Genomic DNA, 17,867 nt, shown 5'->3' with positions numbered 1-17,867 from the left:
GGCGGCGCGGCGCGGACCCGCCCGCACGGCGCCCGCTCCGGCGAACGCAGCGGGGCAAACGAGAGGCGGGTCGTCCGCGGCCGCGGCGCGGCTCAGGGCTCGATGACGATCTGGCAGCGGTTGGCGGTGAGACAGGCGCGGTACTGCACCCAGCAGCTCGGCGTGGCGTTGGGCGTGTTGGCCTGGCACGGCAGCAACAGGTCGGTGTAGCACTGGTGGCAGCGATCGACCGCGGCGGTCGCTGCGAGCGAAGCGGCGAAACCGAACACGGCGGCGGCGAGCGCCGCCAGGTGGGCGCGGCGGCGGCCGGCCTTCAACAAGCGCAGTTCCATGGGGTGCGTCCTATGCGTGGCGCCAGTCCATCTGGCCGGGCCACGCTAGTGGCGCCGGCCGGCACGCGGCAAGCTGCGCCGCAGCACGCCTTTCGCGCCGCGGGCGCGCTCAGTGCTGGCCGGAGAACGCCAGCAGCGCGGCGATGCCGCCGAAGAACAACACGATCACCACCACCGTCAGCACCGCGATGATCACCGACGACCAGCCCAGGATCAGGCCGCCGATGGCGAGGCCGGCGCCGTCGTAGCGTTGGGGTTCGCGGCGGATCTGCCCGCGCGCGATGTGGCCGGTGACGATCGCGGCGAGGCTGCCGAGGACCGGCAGCAGGGTCCAGCCGAGGATGCCGGCGATGAGGCTGAGAATGGCCAGGACATTGGTTTCCCGGGCGGGGACTTGCATGCGGACGTTCCTTCGCTTGAGTGAAATCGGTCACAGCATACGGCCCGGGCTGCGCGCGGGCCAGGATCGGGCCGGCGCGGGGCCGGCGCGGGGCCGGCGCGGCGGCGACGAAAAAGCCCGCGGACTCGCGCCCGCGGGCCTGGACATCGACGTCCGACGCACGCGCCGGATCAGTACTCCGGCGGCAGGCTGATCATGCAGCCGTTGGACGTCTGGCACTGCCAGAACGCGTTGACGCAGCTGTCGTAGTCGCCGCCGGCGTCGCGGCAGCCGTAGTACTCGGGCAAGCAGTGATCGCAGCCGAACCCGGCGGCGGTCGCGGTCATCGTCGCGGCGAAGCCGAACGCGGCCAGCGCGAACGCGCCCAGGCGCAGGCGGATGCTACGGTTCCGTGTGTTCACAAGACCCTCCTTCATGTGTCGCCAGTCCATCTGGCCCGCCCATGCTAGGCCGCCTGCGCCCTGCACAAACGCAACAGGCGTCGCGGTCTGCGAAGACGGCGCGGCGGCGTTTTCGCCGCACGAACGATCAGATTTCCGGCGGCTCCACCATCGGGCAGTGGTTGGCGCGCTGGCAGAACATCAAGTCGTTGCGGCAGGAGTCGTAGTCGAAACCGGCGGCGCGGCAGTCGTAGTAGCCGGCGATGCACTGCTCGCAGCGCGGAGTGGCGGCGAGCGCGGCGCCCAGGCCGAACGCGGCCGCGGCGAAGGCGAGCAGGCGCGGGCGGATGCGACGGTTCCGCGTGTCCACAAGCTTCCCTCATGTGTCGCCAGTCCTTCTGGCGAAATCACGCTAGGCAGCTCACCGGAGCCGGTCAAGCGACGGCGCCGGGGTTTGCGACCGTCGGCTCATGCGCGGCGGCAAGCCGGATCGGATCGGCCTGCTGCTCGACCGAGCGGTCTTGCGGCCATCGCCCGCGGCCCCGGCGCGGACGGCGCTCAGCGCTTCACCGCCGCCTTGCCGTCGGCGACCGCCTGGCGGTAGTCGTACACGTCGCGGTGGCGCTCGCTGGATTGGCGCAGCAGTTCCGGAGTCTCGACCGCTTGCATGCGTCCACTGCGCAGCGCCTGCCGGTTCGCGCGGATGAAGCCCAAGTGCTTGCGCATTTCCACATCGCCGATCCGGTACCGGGACAGATCGACCCGATGCGGATCGGCGAACCCGAGCAGGCGCAGCGGCCCGTTTTTCGATGGCGAAGGCCGGTCCATCCGGTAATCGGCCGACAGGGCCATGGCGCCGAACACGATCGCGTTGCCGATCAGTAGCCACGACTGCGCTTGCGCCAGTGCGGTCAGCGGCAGGCCCTGGGCCCAATACGCCAGCGCGCAGAGCAAGGCCGAGCCGACGTAGCTGCAACAAAACAGCCGCAGCGCGAGTTTGCGCTCGGCTTTCGCATCCGCCGCGCTGCCGCGCGGATGGTGTATCCACAGCCAGCCTTGCTGCGGGTCGAGTATCGCGTGCGCGCGCAGCGCGTTGCCGCTGCGCGAAACCGCGGCTTTCACCCGATGGCCCGGCTTGAGCTTGTCGGCGCCGGCGAATTGGCCGCACACCGGCCGGCCGTCGATGAGGCCGGCGAAGTACTGCAGGTCTTCGGCGAAATACAGCGCGCGTTCGATGCCGTCCGCGGCTTGCTCTATCGCCGCGGCGTCGCGGGCCTGGGCGTCAGCGCCGGCGACAGGTTGTCGTGCGATTCGCGACAGCAGCCGATCCGGCTCGTCTTCGACCCACAGTAGATCGAGCACGCCTTCGATCGCGAACAGCGCGTCCTCGCGTTGGGGCGGCGGCGGATCGTTTTCCTGGATGCCGATCTTCATGCTCCTCGATCGCGACGCGCGGTCGAAATCCCTCGACTCCACGATCGGCGCCTGGCGTCAGCCAGTACGCCGCGGAGCTTGCCGGCCGTCGTTCCGGCGAAAGCCGGACTCCCTCTCGATGTCGTTCTAACCGGCCAGCACGCAGCCGTCTTGCCGGCGGCTCTGGCGCGGCCGCAATCACGTCTTGAGCCGGCACGTCTTGAGCCGGGTCGCGAAGAGGCCGCTATGGCATGCGCGCAGTCCGCACCCGTTCGCTTGCAACGATGGGACGGACCCGGATATCCATCGCCGCCGGAGTACACCCCGGCGGCGACGGACCTTGCGGCGGAGCGAGGCAGGGCCCCATCCGCCGCTTCGTCTTACAGGTCGAACTTGATGCCCTGGGCCAGCGGCAGCGCGTCGGAGTAGTTGATCGTGTTGGTCTGGCGGCGCATGTAGGCGCGCCACGCGTCCGAACCCGATTCGCGGCCGCCGCCGGTCTCCTTCTCGCCGCCGAACGCGCCGCCGATCTCGGCGCCGGAAGTGCCGATGTTGACGTTGGCGATGCCGCAGTCCGAGCCGGCCGCCGACAGGAACGCCTCGGCGGCCTTGAGGTTGGCGGTGAAGATCGACGAGGACAGGCCCTGCGGCACGTCGTTCTGCAGCGCGATGGCGTCTTCGAGCTTGCTGAACTTCATCACGTACAGGATCGGCGCGAAGGTCTCGGTCTGCACGACTTCGGCGTCGTTGGTGAGGCCAGTGACGATGGCCGGCAGCACGAAGTTGCCCTTGCGGTCGATGCGTTCGCCGCCGGTCTCGACCTTGCCGCCGGAGGCCTTGGCCTTGGCGATCGCGTCGAGGTAGGCCTGCACGCCGTCCTGGCTGTTGAGCGGGCCCATCAGGTTGGCCGGGTCGGTCGGGTCGCCGATCTTCTTCTCGACCTGCTTGTACGCGGCGACCAGCTTGGCCAGCACGTCGTCATGGATCGACTCGTGCACGAACAGGCGGCGGGTGGTGGTGCAGCGCTGGCCGGCGGTGCCGACCGCGCCGAACGCGATCGCCGGGATCGCCAGCTTCAGGTCGGCGCTGGCGTCGACGATGATCGCGTTGTTGCCGCCGAGTTCCAGCAGCGAACGGCCCATGCGGCGGGCGACGCGCTCGCCCACGGCGCGGCCGACCTTGGTCGAGCCGGTGAAGCTGACCAGGCCGATGCGCTTGTCGTCGACGAAGTTCGAGGCCAGCTCGGTGCCGGCGTCGTTGAACAGGAAGAACAGGTCGGGGAAGCCGCCGGCGCGCAGCGCCTCGTTGCAGATCTTCATCGACGCGATCGCCGACAGCGGGGTCTTCGGCGAGGGCTTCCAGATCGAGATGTCGCCGCAGATCGCCGCGATGAAGCTGTTCCAGGCCCACACCGCGACCGGGAAGTTGAACGCCGAGATGATGCCGACGATGCCGAGCGGGTGCCACTGCTCGTACATGCGGTGGCCCGGACGCTCGGAGTGCATGGTCAGGCCGTAGAGCTGGCGCGACAGGCCGACGGCGAAGTCGCCGATGTCGATCATTTCCTGCACTTCGCCGTCGCCTTCCGGCTTGGACTTGCCCATCTCCAGCGCGACCAGCGAACCCAGCGCGTCCTTGTGCTTGCGCAGCGCGTCGCTGCACAGGCGGATCGCTTCGCCGCGGCGCGGCGCCGGGGTGGTGCGCCACACCGCGAAGGCGGCCTGGGCGCGCTCGACGATGGTGTCGTAGTCGCTCTGCGAGGACGCCTGCACGCGCGCGAGCACTTCGCCGTCGGTGGGATTGACGGGTTCCAGCACGCCGGCGTCGGCGGTCTTGGACCATTCGCCGTGGCCGAGGTAGGTGCCGGACTCGTTGTCTTTGAGTCCCAGGGCGGCGAGAACGGGGTGGGTCATACCGAAAGCTCCATGTGGTGGCACGCCGGGGGCGTGGCGAGCGGATTGAACTGGGTGGGCGGCGAGCGGGCCTGGCGGCGGCGCGCGGCGCCGAAAGATGGCGACCCCGACACGATTCGAACGTGTGACCTTCCCCTTAGGAGGGGGATGCTCTATCCAGCTGAGCTACGGGGCCGGCTTTTAAAATCAGATACTTAGGTCAGCCACTCCAAATTGCTGTGCTAGCCGCGTGCTAGAACCGGAGCTTATCCACAGCGCCCTTGGCCCCTTCGGGCGCCAAATGGGCATAGATCTCTGTGGTCTTGTAGTCGGCATGGCCGGCCAATAATTGTACCCGTCGTAGCGGCACCCCGGCCATGACCAGGTGGGCGCAGAAGGTGTGCCGCAGCCGGTGCAGGGTGCCGCCGAGTTTCAGCGCCTTGGCGTCCGCGGCAAACCAGTCCGACAGCGTATCGGGGTGGCACTCTGCGATCCGGTCCGGAAGCGCCGCCAGGGCTTCCAGGGCCCGGGCGTTCAGCGGCACTTCCCGCCACTTGCCCGATTTGGTCCGCCCTTCGCCCGACTCGTCTGGTGTGGACTCGATCCGAAGCCGCCACTGCTTGCCGACGCGCACCACGTCGCGGCTCTTGCTGGCCTTGACGGCCTCGCCACGCCGTAGGCCAGTACAGGCCATCAGCAACCACAGCGCGCCGCGGTCAGCCTTCTTGTGTAGCATCCGCACCTGCGCTGCGGTATAGAACTTTACAGCCACCGAACGCGTGCCCCGCGGGGCCGATACCTTGGCGAACGGATTGCAGTCGATCTCCTCCCACTGAATGCCGCAGTTCAACGCAGCTCGAAAGCGGCGCAACTCCTTCCCGACCGTTTCCCGCGCCCGGACCTTGAGTCGGTCCGCCTTCCACTGCTCAATCTCTGTTGGCCGGATCGAGTCAATTTGACGGTGCCCAAAGCGCTCTAAAAGCTGCTTGATCTCGGATCGGAACTGCGCCTTCGTCGTCGGGTGAGAGGCGACATACCATTCCGTGTACGCAGTCATGAAGTCCTGCAGCGTCGGCAGTTTCGCGATGATGCGAACACCATGCGTCAACTCGGCTTCTTTCGCGGAACAAATTTTCGCAGCCTCACCGGCTGTAATCGGGCCGAGAGAGCGTCGGTATTGACGACCGCCCTCGCTCCAGCTGAGCTGCCAGGCGTTGCCGCGTTGTTTGACGTTTGCCATGCGGGGGAGTTTCGAATCGCGTCGTTGAGTTCGAGTCGGGAGTAGAGCTTCTTTCCGAGAAATCGCCGCGGCTTGATGCCCTGCGCCCTGTAGCCCTCGCGAAGCGTCGAGACACACACGCCGCAATAGGCAGCGGCCTCGGGCTCGGTGAACCAGTCCTTTCCTTCCAGGTGAAGGTTCTCAGCCGCCCCCATCGCCCCTCTCCTCGTTAGTGTTCGCCGGCTCGCGGCGCTCGGTCAGGTGGCGGGCGTTCATGCGAGCTCGACCTCGGTGATGCTGAAGTCGGTCCGGTAGTGGGCCCATGTCTCGCCGGCCGGGTGTTTCTTGGCTAGCCGCTTCAGGCGGCGCTCCCATCTTTCGTAGGCCGCTTGGTCTGCATCCTCATCCCCCGTGTCATGCGGCGGCGGTTCGTAGGATTCGTCGTGCGCGCGGATGCGCTGAAGGAAGATGTCCGCGCCCTCCCGCTCTGAGAACGCGCAGATCGGCGTGCGGGTCTCGTACTCGGCATCAGCAGTGATCACGTAAATCTTGGCCATCATCCACCCCCATTCCCGGCATCCACCCGCCGAAACGAGATCACCCACACCCACGGGTTGGCGCGCACCATCGGGGCGCTGAAGAGGATTGGGAGTTCACGCATGGCTGCCACCCCCGCCCGCGCCCCGCGCGGCGTCGATGGCGGAGTCGAGCGCCATGGTTCCAATGCGATCACTTGGCCCTGTGTATGCGATGCCGTGCCTGCCATCGCCTGCATCGGCGTAGTAGACGATTACCTGGGCGCCATTGTGCGGTCCGCTCCCGCTATATCCGCAGTTCTGCCGCAGCCACCGATACCGCTCCGCATCCTCGCGATCCCGCGCCGAGTCGGTGACCGGCTTGCGCCCGGCCAACTCGCATTCGCAACCATTCCCATCGAGACAGCGAATTTGATCGCCCGTGCAAACGAAGGCCGCTTTCGTAGGCCGGGCAATGGCGCGGTCACGGCGCTTCTCAAACTCGTAGATCGTGCTACGCAGGTCGCTGCTGGCTTCAGCCACGCATTCCTCAGCGACGTGCATGTCGTAGTCATCAACTTCCTCGCCTTGCTCGCGGCGAAGCACCAGGGCGTCGAGATCATTGCGGGCCTCAAGAAGGCGGCTCGCGGAATTGGCCAGGTACCCGCCATGCTCAATGGCATAGTCAGCCGGAGTCCGGTCCCGCGCCGCTTCCTGGCTTACCAGGGGATTGCCGTTCCCGACGCCTTGAACGCTGCCTCGATCACCGCCTGCCATGCCGCCCAAAACTTCAGGTACTCGTCCTCCGGTAGAGACTGCTTCGGGATGAGGCCCTGTGCTTGCGCTTCCTTGATTGCGGCCGCAATTGCATTGACCTTGGTATCCATGGCGTCCGACCTCTTCTGAGTTCCTGGAAATTGTACTTGGGGCGAGCGCCGCTTCCGTGGGCTGGTGCGGGGTGGTGTAGAGCGCGCGGACCTCGCACGGCTGCCCGTTGTCGAAGCCGGCGTAACGCCCGGTGCGCAGCGTCGCCTCGTACAGCTCCTTGGTACAGGGTTCCCAGCCCCACAGATCCTGCGTTGCGGATCGAGTAAGGCCGGTCCTGCGTACTTGCCACTCCACCGCCCCCTGCGCGCCCTCCGGCGCTGCTGCGTCGATCTCGCGCAGGAGTGCCGTTCGGTACTGGCCGAGCGACTGGAACGTCGCCGCGTGAGAGTCGTTGGCGATGAGGGCTCGCAGGTCACGCATAGCTCAAGTCCTCGATCACTGCGTCGTGCGGGTGCGTTTCCGAGTCGTAGTAGTCGGCCCACGGCTCATCGCCGCTGGCGGCCCATGCCTCGTTCAGGTCGAGCAGGCCGTAGTAGCGGTAACGGATCAGATAGCGGACCAACCGGACGCGCCACCAGAAGTGATGCAGCTTAGAACGGTCGTTCATGGCTGTTCTCCATCGCATAGAAGGGGTGACCGCAACCGATGCAGCGCTTCTCCGGGTCTGAGTTGCCGCAGCCGCCACAGGCTGATTTGGCGTCGATATCGCGGGCGCGGAACTGGACAAATTCTTGCACCGGATTTATCGCCTGCCAGCGCGGCGATTCGGCGCACCAATCGCGGAACGCCTGCGCAATCGCGCGATCCGTAGGCTTAGTCATGGCGGTTACTCCGGAGAATTTGCGCATATCGGCGACGGAGTTTTCGTCCTTCCTCCGGCTCTGGCAGTGGCTGCCAGCAGCCGGGAGTGATCGCGATCATCTTCCAGCGGTGAGGAATCGAATCTTCGTGCCGGTAGGCCGCAACGGCGCCCCACCATCCCGCCTCCGAATGCTCATGTTCGGGCTTTACCCATGCCGCGATGCACACGAACGGCTGATCGGTGCCTATGAACTCGCACACCAGAATCTCGGTTCCGTCCTTCGGCGCGGTGCTGATCGGCATCCACGGTGACTCACCCACGGCCCACCTCCCGCCCTAGCGCCGCGGCGAGGGCTGCCAAGTCCTTCGCGATAAGTCCTGAAATGTGCCTGCCCATTGATGCCGATATCTGGCCGCAAAGCCCCTGCTTCGTGGCATGGAGCCACTTCAGGTCGTTGGGGTCGGGCTCGGGGAACATGTCAATCGGGTACGCCTTGCCCCAACTTTCAAGCTCCCAAAGGATCGAGTCGATTGCTTCGTCTCTCGCCTCATCGACCTCCACCGCCGGCGCAGCGGCCACCCTGACGTTGTCCGCCATCGGCACCGGCGCGTCGTGCAGCGTGTAGGTCTCGTCGCCGCTCTCGCTGGTGTCGCCGGTCGGGACGGCGTAGACCGCAGCCACCGGCGCAGCGGGCGCGGCGGAGAGCATGGCCGTCCAGCACTCGGTGACATCCGGGCGCGTAGCGCCTTCGTCGCTGTCGTGGCTCCAATCGACCAAGGCGCCCAGGGGATTGAGCCGGTGCAGCGCCGAGACCTTCATCTCCTCGGTCGGCTCCCTCGGCACCACCACCCACCCCTCCGCCGCTTGCCCGACCGCTGGCGCCTGGTTGAGGAGGGATTCGAATTTCTTCACCTGTTCGCGCATGTAGCTATAGGCGAGGTCATGGCCAGCCGAACGGGCGGCGTTAGCGCTCTCGCGCATACCCTCCACCAACCCCCGCAGGCTTTCGCTGTTCATGGCTTCCTCTTCTTGTTGTTCGGGCCGCACTGGCATCATTGGGGGAATCCGTTGCGACACTCAGGGCAGAGCCCGTGTCCGTAGCGCAAGCAATACTTGCCCGGCGCCGGAATCTGGCGCGGCTTGGTCTTATCCATTGCCTTGTCCTTGGTCGTTGAGGGCGGCGCGGATCAACTCGGCGCACACGTGCTTCGTTTGATCTTCGTTGTCTGCGTTGGCCCATTTGCCGGAATAGGTGAGGCTGGCGGCAAGTTCTTCGACTCGCGACACCCTGGCCTCGGCCGCGGCTGCTTGCTCAAGCGCAGCAAGGCGTCCGTCTCTGTGCTCGTCGGCCTTCGCCCGCAACCTCTCCACCCCCGCGCGCAGGACTTCGAGCGCTTCGTAGTCTTCGAAGAGTACGTAGTCGCCAGTCGGATCCTCGTACACGCCGAGACCGTCCTGATCGAGCGAAAATCGGACCACCGGCCGCGCTTTGTCGTGGGCGGTCATGGGCGGGGCTCCAGAAGTTGACGCTGGCGCTTGCTCATCGGCTTTCCTTCCTGCTTCGCGACGTGAGCGATAGCGAGATGCGCGGCGTCAAACCACTCCTGCGAGGGCTGGCCGTCTTGGCACTGGCCGGGCCGGTAATGGCTGCACACGGCGGTCTTCGCTGCGCCGGGCACCATCGCCCAGTGTTTAGGGCACATCAGGTGTTCAGGTCGGCATGGCGTGTTGCAGAAGTTCGCGTGACAGTGGTGGCCCATCACACCCCCTCCTTCTGCTGCACCGGGGTATGGGTGGCTTGCGCATCGACAGCCGCCACCATCCCCTCGGCGACGGCGCGGTGCTGCAGCAGGTAGGCCATCGCCGGCACGGGCTCGCGCAGCAGGTGCGCGGTGCCGTTGATCACGATTGCGTCAAGCGGCCGGCTGTCGAGCCCGAAGATCGTCAGCACGGCGCAGCCCCAGTTCTTGCAGTCGGGGCCCTGGGTGTGGCTGCCGTCGGCCTCGATGTAGCGGACGGCGTAGCGGTCGGGGGCGGTCATTCGAAGTCCTTGGGCGTGCCGAGCACGCGTCCTGTGTGGTGGCTGCCGGCGGCGAAGCGCCTTGGGGGAGGTCGTGGTGGCGTTCGGTGCCGCCGGCTGCTTAGAACGGGATGTCGTCGTCCGCGAAGTCGTCCGGCTCTTGGTGATTGCCGTTGACGGGTTCGGGGCGCTCGCTCTTGCTGCGGGCTGGCGGAGTGCTTCGGGTAGTACGCTCACCGTCGCCCCCGCCCAACATCTGCATCTCGTCGGCGATGATGTCGGTGAAGTATTTTTCGACGCCGTCCTGGCCCGTGAACTTGTCGTAGCGGATCGAGCCTTCGATGTAGACCTGGCGCCCCTTGCGCAGGTACTCGCCGGCGATCTCGCCGAGCTTGCCGAACAGCTTCACCCGGTGCCACTCGGTGCGTTCCTGGTTGTTGCCGTCGCGGTCCTTGCGGACGCTGGTGGTGGCCAGGCTGATCGTGCAGACGCACATGCCGCCGGCCGTGTGCTTGGTTTCCGGGTCATTGCCCAAATTGCCAACAAGGGTTACTCGGTTTATGCCACGTGCCATGGTTAGGCCGCCTTCTGCTTGAGGTGTTCGACTTCGGCGCGGACCAGCTCAAGGAATCGGTCACGCCGCTCGGAAAGTTGCGCCAGCTCGGCCTCCACCTCGGATCGGTAGGTGCGGAACACGGCAAGCTGCTTGTGTTCGGGGTAGTCAGAGCAGTAGCTAACGAAGTCAACCCATTGGCGGCCAGTGCCATCCAGATGGCCCACGATCTGCCACTTGTAGGCCGGGTCTGGCTTGCCGCGGCGGATATTGGCTCGATGGGTGGACGCTATAACGCACTTGATTTCAATCACGCCGTCATCGTCGATGAGGCCATCAGGCGAATCACCGTAGTCGCCCCAGTCAAAGAATCCGCCACGCGCGACATCCGCGAATTGGACTTCCTCATAGAGCATCCGGGCGATGGGCTCCTGCTCATGCCCCCGCTCCATGTCCTCATTTCGAAAGCTGTACTCGGCCTTGTTTCCGGTGACTCGTTCCAGGGCGATCTGCAGGGCATAGCTCTTCGCCGGCTCGCCGAATGCTTGGTCATAGTTCGCCATGAACTTCCCGTAGTTAGATGCCGTTGCCTTGCCCAGTCGCAGCGCGTCCCATTCCGGGGTGTTCTGTTCCACGTCGTGCCACTTCATGCGGCATCCTCCTCAGGAGGCGCGCACTCTCGCTTGAGCTGCTCAATGTGCTCGTCGCTCATGTCCGCCTTTGCGAGAACTTTGGCTAGATTGCCGTCCCGCACATATGCGGCTTTTGCCGCCTCCCACATCCGGCTATCGGGCGTGATCCACTTTCGTTCCGGTGCGGGTAGGATTCTCAGGCCGTCCACGGTGTCGCGCCCGAACTTGATTCCCTTCTCGACATAGACCCGAATGCGGATGCCAGCCCAGTCCTCGATGAAAGGGGAATCGGCCAACTTGGCCATCATCTTGCTGTTCGTGGCGTTCAGAATCATCGGCTTGAGCTTTTCGCCTTGACGAATGAACTTCTCCGCAAAGTAGGCCGTGTTGAATGTGTCCTTAGATTTCTTCGTCTTGTCCGACTCTTGAGTAACCCGCTCGATGGTTAGGTCTATCGGCTCAACAACATCCATCGAACTCAAGTAGGGGGAGTCGAACACCTTGCGATAGTGAGTGCTCTTTTCGGCGTTCATGCCACGTCTCTCAAGTCGTTAGGGTTTTGCCCGAGACCCAGCAGCACCGCATCCGACCAGCGAACTGGCTGCGCCTTGAGGCCCTGGGATGACGGGTCATCGCCGATGGCGAGGCCCATGGTTATCGCGTCCTGCGCCTGCTGCTTGGTCAGCTTCAGACTGCTGCTGCCGAGGAGAATTGCGCCAAAGCGGCCATCTCCTTGATCGATCATCGGCACAGGACGCCAGCCGGCTGCAGTACCGCTCAACATGTGGCGGTAGTCGTCCTTGTCCAGCCGAGCACCGTGCCAGATGACTTGACGCGACAGGTCGCCACAGATGGCGTTGAGCATCTTCAGCTGCGCCTTGGTAACGCCCTCGTGCAAGTTCACAGGTGCGCTCCCGGCTCCAGTGCAGCACCAACCACAAACGCGACGATTAGCACCACGCAAGTGAACAGAGTTGCGCCGAAGACGACCGCAGGCGTCGGCCAGATCACCATCGCTGCAAGGCTGCCAACCAACGCATAGGCGGCTGACATCGCGGCACAGTCCTTCCACGTCCAAGTTTGGAATTGGGTGCTCACTTCGCACCCCCGACGCGGGCGAGGGCGGCGCGGGCGCGCTCCGTTGCATGCATCTGCGCCATCGGCTGCTGTGCCTCGACACAGTCCTGCAGCGCCTCGATCAGCTCGGCCACAACAACAATGGTCGCGTCCAGGCGCCTGATCGCCGGATGGCGCTCGATCTCGTCGTAGGTGACGCTGTCGTCTTTGAGCGCAGCGCACAACTCCACGCGTGTCGCCTGAAGCTGCTTGAGCACATCCACAGTGGGCTCAGTCATGGCGGCGAGCCTCCGCGATAGCAGCGCGCAGGCCGTCTGCGACTGTCTGCGCGACGACTAGGCTGTGCGGCGCACCGTTTACGCGGTGGCGCTCGCGCTCGGCCGCCGCAGCGGCATCGACGTAATCGAGCGCCGACTCTGCGAAAGCGAGAAGATCGGCGAAGTGCTCGGGCAGCACATCCACGGCCCCGGCTTACTTACTGGCCCGATGGGGCGCTGCAGGGGAATATCCCCGTCAATGCATCTCTGCAGGCCCTCGCCGCGCTTGGCCAGGCGGTGGTGGAGCAGGCGTTGAACACCCCGCCCACCACTACGACCGTCGACGTCGGCAAAATGTGGTTGATCGGCACCACGCCGACCGGCATCTGGACCGGTCGGGCGAATCAGCTTGCGTTGTGCACCAGCGCCAATGTCTGGTTCTACTTCATTCCCGGCACTAACGCCTGGCTCATCTGGGACAAGAACGCGACCCAGATGAAGCGCTGGAACGGCACGGCCTGGATCGTGTTCACGTCCACCAGCGGCTCCACCTCAAAGGGGCACATCGACGGCATGCGGCCGAGCTACGTCGGCGCGGCCAGCATCTCCGTGTCCAGCGGCGAGTGCTATGTCGAGGGTCAGGCCGGCGTGGTCGCGTACGCGGCCGCGGTGACCAAGAGCTCGCTCACCCTCAGCGCCAGCACGTGGTATCACGTGTACGCCTACCTCAACGGCTCGACTCCGGACATTGAGGTGGTGATTACGGCCCCGGCTGCGCCTTACAGCGGCTCGGCGCGCAGCAAGACCGGCGACACCTCGCGGCGATACCTCTTCAGCTTCAAGACCAATGCATCGAGCCAGATTCTGCCGTTCCAGTACGACACCCTGGGCACCTTCTGGTACAGCGTGCAGCCGTCGACCAACGGGCTGCGGCCGATCTCGAACGGGAAGGCGACCACGCGAACCAGCATCTCGCTCAGCGCCGGCCTTCCGGTGACGGCGACGTTCGCGGTCCTGCAGGTGGTCAACAGCGACACGACGGTGTTCGTCAACCTGGGCAACCCCTCGCAGCCCTCGGGCGGCGTGATCGGCATTGCACCGGGCGGTCCCAATTCCGGCCAGGTGGTCGTGTTCCCGTCGGACACGAACCAGGCCATCGACTACTACTACGCCGTCGCGCCGGCCAATGGCGTCTACGTCGACATTTACGGCTATGCGATAGCCCGCTGAGAGGACAACCGCCCATGTACGCCATCACCGACAGCAGCTACCGAGCCATCAACCGCCCCGACGAGGTCGGGCCCGGCGAGACCTTCGCGCTTGAGATCCCGCCGCCGCTGCTCGACACCCTGCGCAGCATCGAGGCGCGCCGCATGCGCTCGGCGCGCCTGCGCGACTCGGATTGGACCCAGATGCCGGACTCGCCGCTCTCCGCGGCCGAGCGCCTGGCCTGGGCCGGCTACCGAACCCAACTGCGCAACCTGCCGGACCTGCCTGGCTTCCCAGACGTCGAGTGGCCGCAGCCGCCGGTGCTTGGCGAGGGAGCGGCGGCCGCAAGAGCGCCCTGAAGCGTTCAGCCTCGGCCGACGGCTGGTCTCAACTTCTGCGACGCACGCGCGCAGAATGCGTGCCGATGGTCACGCAACTACCACCCCTCGGAATCCGCGGCTGGTCGCCTGCCGACCTAGATGGCTTGCCGGCTCTGCCGGAATCGCTGGTCTGGGGCGGTCCTTTGTACGACTACCAGAGGACCGCGAATCAGGCTGGTATCTGGTATCAGAGCCAGCGCGTGGCCCTGGTGTCGCCGCTTGTCACCGGAACCGGCTGGGTGGCCCATATTGGCACCCACCGGGAGGGCATCGAGCGTAGGCACCATATCTGGACCAAGACCTTCGATCGCAGCGTGGACTATGTCGTTGGCTGGGTGCGCAAGTACGCCCCGGCCATCAGGGATGAGGTAGACGCCTATCAGCGTGAGCGTCGAGCCAACAACCCCTATCGAGTGAGCCCATGACCGGAACTGCCTACGACGCCATTGCGCTGCGCTTGGCGGAGGTTCGTCACCGCCTGCCTGAGCTGCAAGAGCGGCACCCCGGTGAGTCGTTCTGGTGTGCCTACGCGGAGATCGTCGACCCGATCCTAGATGACGCTGGCCGGATCTCGGACGAGGCCTACGACAACGCCTTCCTGTTCCAGAACGCCATCCTGTCCGAGGCCGGCCTGATCACTGGCGACGAGATCCAAACTTAGGCCGCGGCCGCGATCTCGTGCTCGTAGTAGGGCCGCTCGCGATCGTCCAGGATGGCGTAGCTGGCTGCGAGGTCCTTCGCATTCGGCTGCAGCCAGGCGTCGATGTTCTCCCGCTTGATCGGGATGATGCAGCGGTCGTGGCCGGCCTCGGCGACCTCCGGCGGCGGCTCGTCCGTGATGGCCGCGAAGGAGAGTAGGTCAGGGCGCCCGGGGACCGGCGACGAGTTCCAGAGGCAGGCGACGGCCATCGTGCCGATCCCGCGGGGCTTGAACTCCAGCACCACGTCCTCCTCGGCCTCGCCGGCGCCGAGCGGCCGCTGCTCAAGGTTGTGGCGGAGCACGTGCTCGTAGAAAGCGTCGGCCAGGATGATCCCGTGCCGGTAGCCGAACAGCTTCGCCCAGGACGATTCGAGCTTGTCCCGACGGGCGTTGTAGGTGCCCGGAAACTTGCGCTCGATGGCCTCGGTCCACCCAGGCAGCCGGCACTGGTAGCGCATGAAGCGGATCACGCGCCGGCCGTCCTCCCACACGATCACCGGCACTAGGGTGCCCGGGTAGATCCGCGCGTCCCGCGGCTTCAGCTCCGAGCGTTTCAGGTCGTCGAGCTTCGTCTTGAACTGGCCGATCTTGTTGGTCGAGATGCGCAGGTCCTCCTGCGCCTTCTTCGTGGTCTTGGTCTGAAGCGCGCGCTCGGCATCGGCCTTGCGCTTCACCTGGGCGAACAGATCCTGTTCGGTCTTGGCGATCGTGCGCCCCTTCCAGGCCGTTATCGCCTCCCGAAGCTCCGCCTGCTCTGGCGTCTCAGGGGTGTCGAACCAAGCTCGGATGGCCTGAGGGAGCTTGGGAATCCACTCGTCACCGAACTGCTCCCAGTACTCCCGGACGTACTCGTCCAGGGTCAGAACTGCCCCGAACTCTTTGACGTACGCACGGTACTCCGCGCGGACCTTTGCTGAGTAGCACATGGCTTGGCCCCGGCTGAAGTTGCAATCCTAACGCTGGAGGCCCTTGAGTTAGGGCTGTCACGCTCAGCCTCTGGCTGATGCGCCATTCGAAATCAGTCAACTCGTTCAGGTTCCGAGCCTTTTGCCTGCCTCGAACGACCGTTCACGAGGTTGCCGTTTAGGCGCTCTTAGGCTATGAGACGCTGGAGGATCATACTTTCGAACTGTAAGGCACTGAATCTTAAGTGGAAAATCTTGAAGAGGAGGGCTTGACCGCTTCGAAGCCAAGGTTCGTTTTATAGACATAGGCCACTTGTATATACGCCGCCGCTGTATATACACTGCGCTCCACGTCGAAACGCATGGATTGCGATGTTCAAGATCTCGCCGGGAGTCGCTGAGAAGCTCCGGACTCGCCACAGCGTGACGAGCGATGAGATCGCCGAATGTTTCGCCAATCGAACCGGGAAGTTCTTCGAAGACACGAGGGCGGGCAACATCACCAACCCGCCAACCTATTGGTTCGTGGCCGACACCGATACCGGGCGGAAGCTTAAGGTGGTTTTCGTCCGTCATGTCGATTATTTCGCAATCAAAACCGCGTACGAGCCAACGGATGGCTCGGACACTCTGTACCTTGAGCTCTGCGAAAGACACGCGGGCTAACAATGGTGCTTAAGTCCTAAGGAGCATGATCATGTCCACCTCCAAAAAGAGCCTCGAATGCCAGTGGGAAGACGGAACGCTTGGCCTTTCCGCTGACCATGCCGTGCCTGCGCCCGCGAGTTTGGATCGCGAAGTAGACGACGCTCTTGCCCTTCAGATGATCTCGATTCGTCTGCCCCGCGGGCTGCTCGACGATCTCAAGCTGATTGCGGAGAAGGAAGGGCTGGGATATCAACCTCTGATTCGTCGGGTGCTCATGCGCTTTGCGAATGCGGAGTTCCGCAGCATGGTGCGCTCTAAATTGACATCCACGCTGAGTGAGCTGAATGCCGAGCAGGAACACTGCGAGGAAGTGGAAGAGCCTCAACTCAAGCGCGCATGACGATTTGAGATTGTCGAACGAAGAGCCCCGCATTGCGGGGCTTTTTGTTGGTCACGTCGGCCACACCAGCCGCTTGAGCGTGGGCGACTCTTCGGCGATCAGCGCGCCAAGCATCTCGTAGTGCTTCCGCGTCCCGCGCGGCGCCTGTGCGACCAGGTCGTCCCAGCGCTTCTTGAAGTTGAACGCCCGCTCGGTGTCGGAGGCGTCCCACGTCTCGCCGATCTCCAGGGCGTCGCGGAGCTCGGCTGCACGGGCCTTTGCGCGGCGAATTGAGAGGGGCATAGCACGGCGTCCAAGTGGCTCAGGCTGATCGTAGCGCTAAGTGTCTCAGCCTGTGCGACTGCCCAGCGCGACGCTATGGCTCTGAATTCGACGATGCCCGGCCATGCCTCGCTACCGAACCATTTCATGTGATCACTGTGGCTACATGCAACTGAAGCGCGACACGCACTGCGAGCGCTGCGGCAGGATGACGCGACGCGAGCGCAACCGCTGGATTGCTAGGGCGGCGCAGTTCGGCGTTATCTTGCTCGGGGGCTTGTTTGTGTACGCCAAGGTCAAAGGGCTAGCCCCGCAATAGTTCGTGAGCCTGCTATGCTGATCTGCCACTCCCGCTACCCCTGCCGACTCCGGTCCACCGCCACGCCTGGTGTCTACGAGCCCGGCGAGGCCGTGGCCGTCATCGAGGAAGAGCGCGAGGCTGACGAATGGGGCAATCCTGGCCGGCTGGTGCGCCGCCGCCTGCTGCACGTTGAGGGGCCAATGGGCGGCTCGTGGGCGGCTCGGCATCGTTCGAAGGGATCGATCTGGCGGCTGGAACTGGGGCCGCGGATTGGTGGGTTGGCTTGGGCTTCAGGCTTTGGCGGCCACGATGGATGAATTGCGTTGGATCGCAAGGGACGAATGCGGGTCAGTCGCGTCCTAAGCGACAGACAGTCCTGCCACTCCCCGGCATGGACCCGTCGCTGCGCCACCCCCTGCCAGATCGCTTTACCTGGGCCAACAGTGCCCACACTGACCTTAAGTCGGCTCACATCATCGTGATCGACAAGGAGGTCTGGGTGGCCCTGGCCATGCCACGGAAGGGTGGAGGGTGGGAGGCCTGTACTGGCGCCTACCGGGAGTACTTCAAGGTCAGCCGCTGGACGGCCTTTGAACGTGAGGAGGAGGCCGTTCGCTGGATTGCTGGGTGGGTGGCCAAGTACGCTGCCAGGATCGCCGCAGAAGTGCCCCAGCGCCGCCACAGGCCGGTTCTGCCCAGGCGCACGCGGGAACAGATTCGGTGGGGTGGTCGCTGATAGTATT

General features: G+C 65.0%; 31 protein-coding genes and 1 tRNA gene. 7 read left to right on the top strand and 25 right to left on the bottom strand.

From position 1 onward, the window contains the following. Positions 1 to 92 precede the first annotated feature (92 nt). The 23 genes from RDV84_RS23340 to RDV84_RS23230 form a co-directional block, all read right to left on the bottom strand. Positions 93 to 332, bottom strand: coding sequence for a hypothetical protein (locus RDV84_RS23340; RefSeq protein ID WP_309151795.1), 240 nt, complete (start codon positions 330 to 332; stop codon positions 93 to 95). Between the two features lie 109 nt (positions 333 to 441). After that, positions 442 to 732: a DUF4190 domain-containing protein gene (locus tag RDV84_RS23335; RefSeq protein WP_057947032.1), complete on the bottom strand. Its 291-nt coding sequence runs from the start codon at positions 730 to 732 to the stop codon at positions 442 to 444. 170 nt (positions 733 to 902) lie between these two features. Further along, on the bottom strand, positions 903 to 1,133 hold the full coding sequence (locus tag RDV84_RS23330; protein WP_057947033.1) for a hypothetical protein: 231 nt from the start codon (positions 1,131 to 1,133) through the stop codon (positions 903 to 905). 127 nt (positions 1,134 to 1,260) lie between these two features. Continuing rightward, a complete protein-coding gene (locus tag RDV84_RS23325) occupies positions 1,261 to 1,482 on the bottom strand; it encodes a hypothetical protein (RefSeq protein ID WP_309151794.1) in 222 nt (73 codons plus the stop codon). Between the two features lie 188 nt (positions 1,483 to 1,670). Then, on the bottom strand, positions 1,671 to 2,546 hold the full coding sequence (locus tag RDV84_RS23320) for a hypothetical protein (protein ID WP_309151793.1): 876 nt from the start codon (positions 2,544 to 2,546) through the stop codon (positions 1,671 to 1,673). A 359-nt stretch (positions 2,547 to 2,905) separates the two neighbouring features. Continuing rightward, positions 2,906 to 4,438 carry an L-piperidine-6-carboxylate dehydrogenase gene (gene amaB / locus RDV84_RS23315; protein ID WP_309151792.1) on the bottom strand — a complete coding sequence of 511 codons (1,533 nt, stop codon included), beginning with the start codon at positions 4,436 to 4,438 and terminating at the stop codon, positions 2,906 to 2,908. Between the two features lie 98 nt (positions 4,439 to 4,536). Further along, positions 4,537 to 4,613: transfer RNA gene (locus RDV84_RS23310), tRNA-Arg, on the bottom strand. 57 nt (positions 4,614 to 4,670) lie between these two features. Then, a complete protein-coding gene (locus tag RDV84_RS23305; protein ID WP_309151791.1) occupies positions 4,671 to 5,657 on the bottom strand; it encodes a tyrosine-type recombinase/integrase in 987 nt (328 codons plus the stop codon). A 251-nt stretch (positions 5,658 to 5,908) separates the two neighbouring features. Beyond that, the gene (locus RDV84_RS23300) at positions 5,909 to 6,196 is read right to left on the bottom strand and encodes a hypothetical protein (protein ID WP_309151790.1); all 288 of its coding nucleotides are present in this window, start codon (positions 6,194 to 6,196) and stop codon (positions 5,909 to 5,911) included. A gap of 93 nt (positions 6,197 to 6,289) precedes the next feature. Further along, complete coding sequence (locus RDV84_RS23295) at positions 6,290 to 7,399, bottom strand: hypothetical protein (RefSeq protein WP_309151789.1); 1,110 nt, start codon at positions 7,397 to 7,399, stop codon at positions 6,290 to 6,292. After that, positions 7,392 to 7,586, bottom strand: coding sequence for a hypothetical protein (locus RDV84_RS23290; RefSeq protein ID WP_309151788.1), 195 nt, complete (start codon positions 7,584 to 7,586; stop codon positions 7,392 to 7,394). The genes RDV84_RS23295 and RDV84_RS23290 overlap by 8 nt, the downstream gene beginning before the upstream one ends. Then, entirely contained in the window at positions 7,570 to 7,800 is a 231-nt protein-coding gene (locus tag RDV84_RS23285; protein ID WP_309151787.1) for a hypothetical protein, read from the bottom strand. Before RDV84_RS23285 ends, RDV84_RS23290 begins: the two co-directional genes overlap by 17 nt. Continuing rightward, positions 7,793 to 8,083: a hypothetical protein gene (locus RDV84_RS23280; protein WP_309151786.1), complete on the bottom strand. Its 291-nt coding sequence runs from the start codon at positions 8,081 to 8,083 to the stop codon at positions 7,793 to 7,795. The genes RDV84_RS23285 and RDV84_RS23280 overlap by 8 nt, the downstream gene beginning before the upstream one ends. Before the next feature lie 10 nt (positions 8,084 to 8,093). Continuing rightward, on the bottom strand, positions 8,094 to 8,798 hold the full coding sequence (locus RDV84_RS23275; protein ID WP_309151785.1) for a hypothetical protein: 705 nt from the start codon (positions 8,796 to 8,798) through the stop codon (positions 8,094 to 8,096). A gap of 129 nt (positions 8,799 to 8,927) precedes the next feature. Then, the gene (locus tag RDV84_RS23270; RefSeq protein ID WP_309151784.1) at positions 8,928 to 9,287 is read right to left on the bottom strand and encodes a hypothetical protein; all 360 of its coding nucleotides are present in this window, start codon (positions 9,285 to 9,287) and stop codon (positions 8,928 to 8,930) included. A 253-nt stretch (positions 9,288 to 9,540) separates the two neighbouring features. Then, a complete protein-coding gene (locus tag RDV84_RS23265; RefSeq protein ID WP_309151783.1) occupies positions 9,541 to 9,822 on the bottom strand; it encodes a hypothetical protein in 282 nt (93 codons plus the stop codon). Positions 9,823 to 9,922: 100 nt separating this feature from the next. Then, entirely contained in the window at positions 9,923 to 10,375 is a 453-nt protein-coding gene (gene ssb, locus RDV84_RS23260) for a single-stranded DNA-binding protein (RefSeq protein WP_309151782.1), read from the bottom strand. Between the two features lie 2 nt (positions 10,376 to 10,377). After that, positions 10,378 to 11,004 (bottom strand): lambda exonuclease family protein, encoded by a 627-nt coding sequence (locus RDV84_RS23255; protein WP_309151781.1) that lies wholly within the window; start codon positions 11,002 to 11,004, stop codon positions 10,378 to 10,380. Further along, entirely contained in the window at positions 11,001 to 11,519 is a 519-nt protein-coding gene (locus RDV84_RS23250; protein ID WP_309151780.1) for a hypothetical protein, read from the bottom strand. The genes RDV84_RS23255 and RDV84_RS23250 overlap by 4 nt, the downstream gene beginning before the upstream one ends. Further along, positions 11,516 to 11,890: a recombination protein NinB gene (locus RDV84_RS23245; protein ID WP_309151779.1), complete on the bottom strand. Its 375-nt coding sequence runs from the start codon at positions 11,888 to 11,890 to the stop codon at positions 11,516 to 11,518. The genes RDV84_RS23250 and RDV84_RS23245 overlap by 4 nt, the downstream gene beginning before the upstream one ends. After that, a complete protein-coding gene (locus RDV84_RS23240) occupies positions 11,887 to 12,039 on the bottom strand; it encodes a hypothetical protein (RefSeq protein WP_309151778.1) in 153 nt (50 codons plus the stop codon). The genes RDV84_RS23245 and RDV84_RS23240 overlap by 4 nt, the downstream gene beginning before the upstream one ends. 41 nt (positions 12,040 to 12,080) lie before the next feature. Next, the gene (locus tag RDV84_RS23235; protein WP_309151777.1) at positions 12,081 to 12,341 is read right to left on the bottom strand and encodes a hypothetical protein; all 261 of its coding nucleotides are present in this window, start codon (positions 12,339 to 12,341) and stop codon (positions 12,081 to 12,083) included. Further along, a complete protein-coding gene (locus RDV84_RS23230) occupies positions 12,334 to 12,525 on the bottom strand; it encodes a hypothetical protein (protein WP_309151776.1) in 192 nt (63 codons plus the stop codon). The genes RDV84_RS23235 and RDV84_RS23230 overlap by 8 nt, the downstream gene beginning before the upstream one ends. On the opposite strand from RDV84_RS23230, the gene RDV84_RS23225 reads away from it, so the two are divergent. The 4 genes from RDV84_RS23225 (at position 12,480) to RDV84_RS23210 (ending at position 14,570) form a co-directional block, all read left to right on the top strand. Continuing rightward, entirely contained in the window at positions 12,480 to 13,550 is a 1,071-nt protein-coding gene (locus RDV84_RS23225) for a DUF2793 domain-containing protein (RefSeq protein WP_309153768.1), read from the top strand. The genes RDV84_RS23230 and RDV84_RS23225 overlap by 46 nt on opposite strands. Before the next feature lie 14 nt (positions 13,551 to 13,564). Next, positions 13,565 to 13,888 (top strand): tail fiber assembly protein, encoded by a 324-nt coding sequence (locus RDV84_RS23220; protein ID WP_309151775.1) that lies wholly within the window; start codon positions 13,565 to 13,567, stop codon positions 13,886 to 13,888. Between the two features lie 65 nt (positions 13,889 to 13,953). Further along, the gene (locus RDV84_RS23215; protein WP_309151774.1) at positions 13,954 to 14,334 is read left to right on the top strand and encodes a hypothetical protein; all 381 of its coding nucleotides are present in this window, start codon (positions 13,954 to 13,956) and stop codon (positions 14,332 to 14,334) included. Next, the gene (locus tag RDV84_RS23210; RefSeq protein ID WP_309151773.1) at positions 14,331 to 14,570 is read left to right on the top strand and encodes a hypothetical protein; all 240 of its coding nucleotides are present in this window, start codon (positions 14,331 to 14,333) and stop codon (positions 14,568 to 14,570) included. Before RDV84_RS23215 ends, RDV84_RS23210 begins: the two co-directional genes overlap by 4 nt. Here RDV84_RS23210 and RDV84_RS23205 read toward each other — a convergent pair. Next, positions 14,567 to 15,535 (bottom strand): SOS response-associated peptidase family protein, encoded by a 969-nt coding sequence (locus tag RDV84_RS23205; RefSeq protein WP_309151772.1) that lies wholly within the window; start codon positions 15,533 to 15,535, stop codon positions 14,567 to 14,569. The two genes, RDV84_RS23210 and RDV84_RS23205, sit on opposite strands and share 4 nt — an antisense overlap. A gap of 351 nt (positions 15,536 to 15,886) precedes the next feature. Here RDV84_RS23205 and RDV84_RS23200 point away from each other — a divergent pair, with 351 nt between their 5' ends. Both RDV84_RS23200 and RDV84_RS23195 read left to right on the top strand, forming a co-directional pair. Then, complete coding sequence (locus RDV84_RS23200; RefSeq protein ID WP_309151771.1) at positions 15,887 to 16,180, top strand: hypothetical protein; 294 nt, start codon at positions 15,887 to 15,889, stop codon at positions 16,178 to 16,180. A 31-nt stretch (positions 16,181 to 16,211) separates the two neighbouring features. Beyond that, the gene (locus RDV84_RS23195; RefSeq protein ID WP_309151770.1) at positions 16,212 to 16,562 is read left to right on the top strand and encodes a hypothetical protein; all 351 of its coding nucleotides are present in this window, start codon (positions 16,212 to 16,214) and stop codon (positions 16,560 to 16,562) included. Positions 16,563 to 16,613: 51 nt separating this feature from the next. On the opposite strand, the gene RDV84_RS23190 is transcribed toward RDV84_RS23195, so the two are convergent. Next, positions 16,614 to 16,844 (bottom strand): hypothetical protein, encoded by a 231-nt coding sequence (locus RDV84_RS23190; protein WP_309151769.1) that lies wholly within the window; start codon positions 16,842 to 16,844, stop codon positions 16,614 to 16,616. Positions 16,845 to 17,156: 312 nt separating this feature from the next. Between RDV84_RS23190 and RDV84_RS23185 the strand changes: the two genes are divergently transcribed. Beyond that, the gene (locus RDV84_RS23185; RefSeq protein ID WP_309151768.1) at positions 17,157 to 17,441 is read left to right on the top strand and encodes a hypothetical protein; all 285 of its coding nucleotides are present in this window, start codon (positions 17,157 to 17,159) and stop codon (positions 17,439 to 17,441) included. Positions 17,442 to 17,867: the final 426 nt, after the last annotated feature.

This window comes from Lysobacter yananisis (genome assembly GCF_031199375.1).
Classification (GTDB): Bacteria; Pseudomonadota; Gammaproteobacteria; order Xanthomonadales; family Xanthomonadaceae; genus Lysobacter; species Lysobacter yananisis.
This window is presented reverse-complemented; position numbering and strand designations above follow the sequence as displayed.

What these genes read in the sequence shown, in the direction of transcription:
- RDV84_RS23270 (WP_309151784.1), bottom strand. Translation starts at nt 9,287, where the DNA reads ATGACCGCCCACGACAAAGCGCGGCCGGTGGTCCGATTTTCGCTCGAT.
- RDV84_RS23185 (WP_309151768.1), top strand. Translation starts at nt 17,157, where the DNA reads ATGCTGATCTGCCACTCCCGCTACCCCTGCCGACTCCGGTCCACCGCC.
- ssb (WP_309151782.1), bottom strand. Translation starts at nt 10,375, where the DNA reads ATGGCACGTGGCATAAACCGAGTAACCCTTGTTGGCAATTTGGGCAAT.
- RDV84_RS23195 (WP_309151770.1), top strand. Translation starts at nt 16,212, where the DNA reads ATGTCCACCTCCAAAAAGAGCCTCGAATGCCAGTGGGAAGACGGAACG.
- RDV84_RS23210 (WP_309151773.1), top strand. Translation starts at nt 14,331, where the DNA reads ATGACCGGAACTGCCTACGACGCCATTGCGCTGCGCTTGGCGGAGGTT.
- RDV84_RS23205 (WP_309151772.1), bottom strand. Translation starts at nt 15,535, where the DNA reads ATGTGCTACTCAGCAAAGGTCCGCGCGGAGTACCGTGCGTACGTCAAA.
- RDV84_RS23250 (WP_309151780.1), bottom strand. Translation starts at nt 11,519, where the DNA reads ATGAACGCCGAAAAGAGCACTCACTATCGCAAGGTGTTCGACTCCCCC.
- RDV84_RS23290 (WP_309151788.1), bottom strand. Translation starts at nt 7,586, where the DNA reads ATGAACGACCGTTCTAAGCTGCATCACTTCTGGTGGCGCGTCCGGTTG.
- RDV84_RS23300 (WP_309151790.1), bottom strand. Translation starts at nt 6,196, where the DNA reads ATGATGGCCAAGATTTACGTGATCACTGCTGATGCCGAGTACGAGACC.
- amaB (WP_309151792.1), bottom strand. Translation starts at nt 4,438, where the DNA reads ATGACCCACCCCGTTCTCGCCGCCCTGGGACTCAAAGACAACGAGTCC.
- RDV84_RS23285 (WP_309151787.1), bottom strand. Translation starts at nt 7,800, where the DNA reads ATGACTAAGCCTACGGATCGCGCGATTGCGCAGGCGTTCCGCGATTGG.
- RDV84_RS23340 (WP_309151795.1), bottom strand. Translation starts at nt 332, where the DNA reads ATGGAACTGCGCTTGTTGAAGGCCGGCCGCCGCCGCGCCCACCTGGCG.
- RDV84_RS23265 (WP_309151783.1), bottom strand. Translation starts at nt 9,822, where the DNA reads ATGACCGCCCCCGACCGCTACGCCGTCCGCTACATCGAGGCCGACGGC.
- RDV84_RS23240 (WP_309151778.1), bottom strand. Translation starts at nt 12,039, where the DNA reads ATGTCAGCCGCCTATGCGTTGGTTGGCAGCCTTGCAGCGATGGTGATC.
- RDV84_RS23235 (WP_309151777.1), bottom strand. Translation starts at nt 12,341, where the DNA reads ATGACTGAGCCCACTGTGGATGTGCTCAAGCAGCTTCAGGCGACACGC.
- RDV84_RS23275 (WP_309151785.1), bottom strand. Translation starts at nt 8,798, where the DNA reads ATGAACAGCGAAAGCCTGCGGGGGTTGGTGGAGGGTATGCGCGAGAGC.
- RDV84_RS23190 (WP_309151769.1), bottom strand. Translation starts at nt 16,844, where the DNA reads ATGCCCCTCTCAATTCGCCGCGCAAAGGCCCGTGCAGCCGAGCTCCGC.
- RDV84_RS23220 (WP_309151775.1), top strand. Translation starts at nt 13,565, where the DNA reads ATGTACGCCATCACCGACAGCAGCTACCGAGCCATCAACCGCCCCGAC.
- RDV84_RS23295 (WP_309151789.1), bottom strand. Translation starts at nt 7,399, where the DNA reads ATGCGTGACCTGCGAGCCCTCATCGCCAACGACTCTCACGCGGCGACG.
- RDV84_RS23305 (WP_309151791.1), bottom strand. Translation starts at nt 5,657, where the DNA reads ATGGCAAACGTCAAACAACGCGGCAACGCCTGGCAGCTCAGCTGGAGC.
- RDV84_RS23320 (WP_309151793.1), bottom strand. Translation starts at nt 2,546, where the DNA reads ATGAAGATCGGCATCCAGGAAAACGATCCGCCGCCGCCCCAACGCGAG.
- RDV84_RS23200 (WP_309151771.1), top strand. Translation starts at nt 15,887, where the DNA reads ATGTTCAAGATCTCGCCGGGAGTCGCTGAGAAGCTCCGGACTCGCCAC.
- RDV84_RS23215 (WP_309151774.1), top strand. Translation starts at nt 13,954, where the DNA reads ATGGTCACGCAACTACCACCCCTCGGAATCCGCGGCTGGTCGCCTGCC.
- RDV84_RS23335 (WP_057947032.1), bottom strand. Translation starts at nt 732, where the DNA reads ATGCAAGTCCCCGCCCGGGAAACCAATGTCCTGGCCATTCTCAGCCTC.
- RDV84_RS23255 (WP_309151781.1), bottom strand. Translation starts at nt 11,004, where the DNA reads ATGAAGTGGCACGACGTGGAACAGAACACCCCGGAATGGGACGCGCTG.
- RDV84_RS23280 (WP_309151786.1), bottom strand. Translation starts at nt 8,083, where the DNA reads ATGCCGATCAGCACCGCGCCGAAGGACGGAACCGAGATTCTGGTGTGC.